General features: G+C 66.4%; 3 protein-coding genes. All 3 read right to left on the bottom strand.

Annotation, left to right across the window (positions count from 1 at the left end; genetic code table 11):
• Positions 1-290: 290 nt before the first annotated feature.
• The 3 genes from mnmC to prfB all read right to left on the bottom strand — a co-directional run bounded on the left by mnmC (position 291) and on the right by prfB (position 4,204).
• On the bottom strand, positions 291-1,508 hold the full coding sequence (mnmC, locus tag NFV80_RS06590) for an FAD-dependent 5-carboxymethylaminomethyl-2-thiouridine(34) oxidoreductase MnmC (protein WP_296758190.1): 1,218 nt from the start codon (positions 1,506-1,508) through the stop codon (positions 291-293).
• A 33-nt stretch (positions 1,509-1,541) separates the two neighbouring features.
• The gene (gene lysS, locus NFV80_RS06595; RefSeq protein ID WP_295328127.1) at positions 1,542-3,053 is read right to left on the bottom strand and encodes a lysine--tRNA ligase; all 1,512 of its coding nucleotides are present in this window, start codon (positions 3,051-3,053) and stop codon (positions 1,542-1,544) included.
• A 46-nt stretch (positions 3,054-3,099) separates the two neighbouring features.
• Positions 3,100-4,204, bottom strand: a protein-coding gene (gene prfB / locus NFV80_RS06600; protein ID WP_296758193.1) for a peptide chain release factor 2 whose coding sequence is annotated in 2 segments (ribosomal slippage) — positions 3,100-4,122 and positions 4,124-4,204 — 1,104 coding nt in all. Because the reading frame shifts where the segments join, the coding sequence is not laid out codon by codon here.
• Positions 4,205-4,272 lie beyond the last annotated feature (68 nt).

Below are 4,272 nucleotides of genomic sequence, written 5' to 3' on the forward strand. Positions count from 1 at the left end.
GCCGGCGATGGTCTTTCTTCAGATCGAGCGACAGGCGAAGGCCGAAAAGGGGAACAAAGCCGATGAGGCAGATGGCTTCCACTGGGATTCCTCCAGACATTTCGCGGGTATCGACGAAAGTAATTTTGGGCAATCGGTGATCAAAGCCGGTGAAAAAAGACGTTGCCCCCCATGACGAGAAGAGAAAAATCCCGTGGGGACACCTCAGAGCCAGCACCCCAGAGTCAGATCCCACTACTTGAGATGGCCGGACCCTTGGCCTCGGGCAAGATGCCGGATCCGACGACCGGCTATGGGGCGACGAGCGTCGGCGGTTTTCCGGGCCGCCGCTCGAACCTCTTGCGTAGCAGGAAGCGCGCGGGATCGACGGCGCCGACCAGATCGTCGGGCAGTGGCAGCGGTGCGCCGGTGATCAGGCAGGCGAGCAGTTCGCCGGCGAGGGCCGACCAGACGATGCCGCGCGCGCCGAAGCCGTTGATGAGATACAGCCCGGGCAGGCGCGGCAGTTCGGCGAGCGGACGGCGAGGGCGGTCGGGGGCGATGGCGGCGGCGTCGGCGAGCGCGCCGATCATCGGCAGGCGATCGGGCGACAGCGGCCGGAAACCGACACGGCCGCCGAGGCTGGCGGGATCGATCTGCCTGCCGTAGCCAGGCAGGATCGCGTCGAGTTTGGCCAGGTTCTCGGCGTGGTCGGCGGCGCGGAGCGCGCTTTCATCGTCATCGACGGCGAAAGTCGCACCGGCGCAGCGTACGCCGTCGATCGCCGGGGTCACGTAGCCGAGCCGGCAGACGACGATCTCCGGCGCTGAGCCCTGGATCGCCGGGAGATGCGAGACCTGCCCGCGCGCGGCGCGCAAGGGCAGATGCGAGGCGGGAGCGAAGCGCCGGGCAGCGCTGGCGTTGGCCAGGATCAGCAGCGGCGCCGCTGCCAGCACTTGCCCGGAACGGTTGCAGGCGTGCCAGATCTCGCCTCGACGCTCGATGTGCGCCACCTGACAGCCGTAGTGCGGGCGGACCACTGCCGCGCAGCGTGCCAGGTTGGCGCGGCAGAGCGAGGCGGGGTCGACCCAGCCGCCACGCGGAAACCACCAGCCGCCGATGGCGACCGGCCAGCCGGCCAGGCGAGCGGCCTCGTCGCGATCGACAAAGCGCAGTTCGTCCGCCGCCGGCTGCTGCCGTTCGATCACTCGCCGTTGCGTTTCCGCGTGCCGCTCGTCGCGCGCCAGGTGGAGGACGCCGGTCTGGCCCCAGCGCAGGGGCAGGCCGGCGGCGCTGAGTTGTGCGCAGTGCTGGCGGGCGTAAGCGAAAGCGGCACGCGTCAGGCGCGCCAGCCGGTTGTCGTCGACCGAGGGCAGCGGCCGCAGGACGCCGGCACGATTGCCGGAGGCCCCCTGGCCGGGTGCGCGAGCAGCGTCGATCAGGTCGATCGTCCAGCCGCGTGCTGCCAGGCGCTCGGCCGCGCTGCAGCCGGCCAGGCCGGCGCCGATGACGATCGCGTGGCGCGGCATGTGCCGGGCTATCGCTTGTCTGCCGCGCCCGGCCTACTCCGGCCGCATCTGCGGAAAGAGGATGACGTCGCGGATGTTTGCCGCGTCGGTGAGCAGCATCACCAGCCGGTCGATGCCGATGCCGCAGCCGCCGGTTGGCGGCAGGCCGTATTCGAGCGCGCGGATGTAGTCGGCGTCGTAGTACATCGCTTCCTCGTCGCCGGCTTCCTTCGCCTTGGCCTGTTCGAGAAAGCGCGCCGCCTGGTCTTCGGGGTCGTTCAACTCGGAGAAGCCGTTGGCGATTTCGCGGCCGGCGACGAACAGCTCGAAGCGCTCGGCCACTTCCGGGTTGCGGTCGCTGCGGCGCGCCAGCGGGCTGACCTCGGCCGGGTAGTCGATGATGAAGGTCGGATCCCATAGATCCGCCTCGGTCGTTTCCTCGAACAGCAGCAGTTGCAATGCGCCCAGTCCGGCGTCGCTTCCCGGCTCGACCTGCAGTGCCCGCAGTTTGCCGCGCAACCAGTCGGCGTCATTGAGTTGCGCGATGCTGAAGCCGGGGTGGGAGCGGTGGATCGCTTCGACGATCGTCAGCCGCGCAAAGGGCCTGGCGAAATCGAGCGTGCGTCCCTGGTAGCTGAACACCTCGCTGGCCAGCGCCGTGCGCGCGCTGTGGCGCAGCAGCCCTTCGGTGAAGTCCATCAACTGGCGATATTCCGAGTACGCCTCGTAGAATTCCATCATCGTGAATTCGGGGTTGTGGCGCGGGCTGAGGCCCTCGTTGCGGAAGTTGCGGTTGATCTCGAACACCTTTTCCAGACCGCCGACGACCAGGCGCTTGAGGTAGAGCTCGGGCGCGATGCGCAGGAAGAGCGGCATGTCGAGCGCGTTGTGGTGGGTCTTGAACGGTCGCGCGGTGGCGCCGCCGGGGATCGGGTGCATCATCGGCGTTTCGACTTCGAGGAAGCCGTGCCGTACCATGTAGTCGCGGATCGATTGCACGATGCGGCTGCGCACGACGAAAGTGAAGCGCGACTGCTCGTTGGTGATCAGGTCGACATAGCGCATGCGGTATTTCTGTTCCTGGTCGGTCAGACCATGGAATTTTTCCGGCAGGGGTCGCAGCGACTTGGCGAGCAGGCGGATTTCCGAGCACTGCACGGTCAGTTCGCCACTGCGCGTGCGGAACAGCACGCCGACCGTGCCGACGATGTCGCCGATGTCCCAGCGTTTGAACGCCGTGTAGGTTTCCTCACCGACGTGGTCGCGGCTGACGTAGGCCTGGATGCGGCCCGAGAGGTCCTGCAGGGTGAGAAACGACGCCTTGCCCATTACCCGCTTGAGCAGGATGCGGCCGGCGACCCGCACCTCGACCGGCGACGCGGCGAGTTCCTCGGCGGTCTTGCCCTCGTAGACTTCGCTGATCTTGCCGGCGGTGTTTTCGCGCGCGAAGTCGTTCGGATAGGCACGACCCGCCTGCCGCCATTCGGCAAGTTTCGCGCGCCGTTCGGCGATGATGTGGTTCTCGTCCGGCTGCGAAGAGCCGTCCTGATGCTCGGTCTGGGACATGATCTGGCGCAGTCTCGCGATCGGTGGCGTGGCGGGGGCGGGTGCCTCAGACACCCTGTTTCAGGCTGGCTTCGATGAACTGGTCGAGGTCGCCATCGAGCACGCTCTGCGTGTTGCCGACTTCGACGTTGGTGCGCAGGTCCTTGATGCGCGACTGGTCGAGCACGTACGAGCGGATCTGATGGCCCCAGCCGATGTCGGACTTGGCGTCCTCGAGCTTCTGTTGCTCGGCCTGGCGCTTGCGCATTTCGGCTTCGTAGATGCGCGACTTCAGCATCGCCATCGCCTCGGCACGGTTGCGGTGCTGCGAACGGTCGTTCTGGCACTGCACGACGATGTTGGTCGGCAGATGCGTGATGCGCACCGCCGAATCGGTCTTGTTGATGTGCTGGCCACCGGCGCCCGAAGCGCGGTAGGTGTCGATGCGCAGGTCGGCCGGATTGATCTCGACCTCGAACGAATCGTCGATCTCCGGGTAGGCGGTCACCGAGCAGAAGCTGGTGTGACGACGGGCGTTCGAGTCGAACGGCGACTTGCGCACCAGGCGATGGACGCCGGTTTCCGATCGTAGCATGCCATAGGCGTACTCGCCGGAAAGCTTGATGCTCGCCGTCTTGATGCCGGCGACTTCGCCTTCCGATTCCTCGAGCACTTCGACGGCGTAGCCCTTGCGTTCCGCGTAGCGAATGTACATGCGCAGCAGCATCGCCGCCCAGTCCTGCGCTTCGGTACCGCCGGCGCCTGCCTGGATGTCGACGAAGCAGTTGAGCGGGTCCGCCGGATTGTTGAACATGCGCCGGAATTCGAGGCCGGCCACCTGTTTCTCGACCGCATCGACATCGGCGACGACCGCGTTCAGCGTCTCGTCGTCGTCTTCCTCGCGCGCCATCTCGAACAGGTCGCTGGCGTCACGCAGGCCGTCGCCGACGCGGTTCAGGGTCAGCACGACGTTTTCGAGCGCACGCCTTTCGCGGCCGAGCTCCTGCGCGCGCTCGGCGTTGTCCCAGACTTTCGGATCCTCGAGTTCGCGGGCGACGGCCTTTAACTGATCGGCTTTCTGATCGTAGTCAAAGATACCTCCGCAGTTCGGTGGCGCGCTGACCGAGGTCGGCGAGCCGGTTTTCGATGAGGTTGAGTTGTTCTGCTTCCATGGTGGCTTCGATCGCTTGCTCAAATGATCGTGCATTATACCTGCGCGGCGAGTTCGGCGCCGGCCTTA

Origin of the sequence: Accumulibacter sp., from assembly GCF_023806565.1 — a bacterium.
Lineage (GTDB): Bacteria > Pseudomonadota > Gammaproteobacteria > Burkholderiales > Rhodocyclaceae > Accumulibacter.

Excerpts from the sequence above, each read along its gene's own strand:
- mnmC (WP_296758190.1), bottom strand. The coding sequence starts at position 1,508 with ATGCCGCGCCACGCGATCGTCATCGGCGCCGGCCTGGCCGGCTGCAGC.
- lysS (WP_295328127.1), bottom strand. The coding sequence starts at position 3,053 with ATGTCCCAGACCGAGCATCAGGACGGCTCTTCGCAGCCGGACGAGAAC.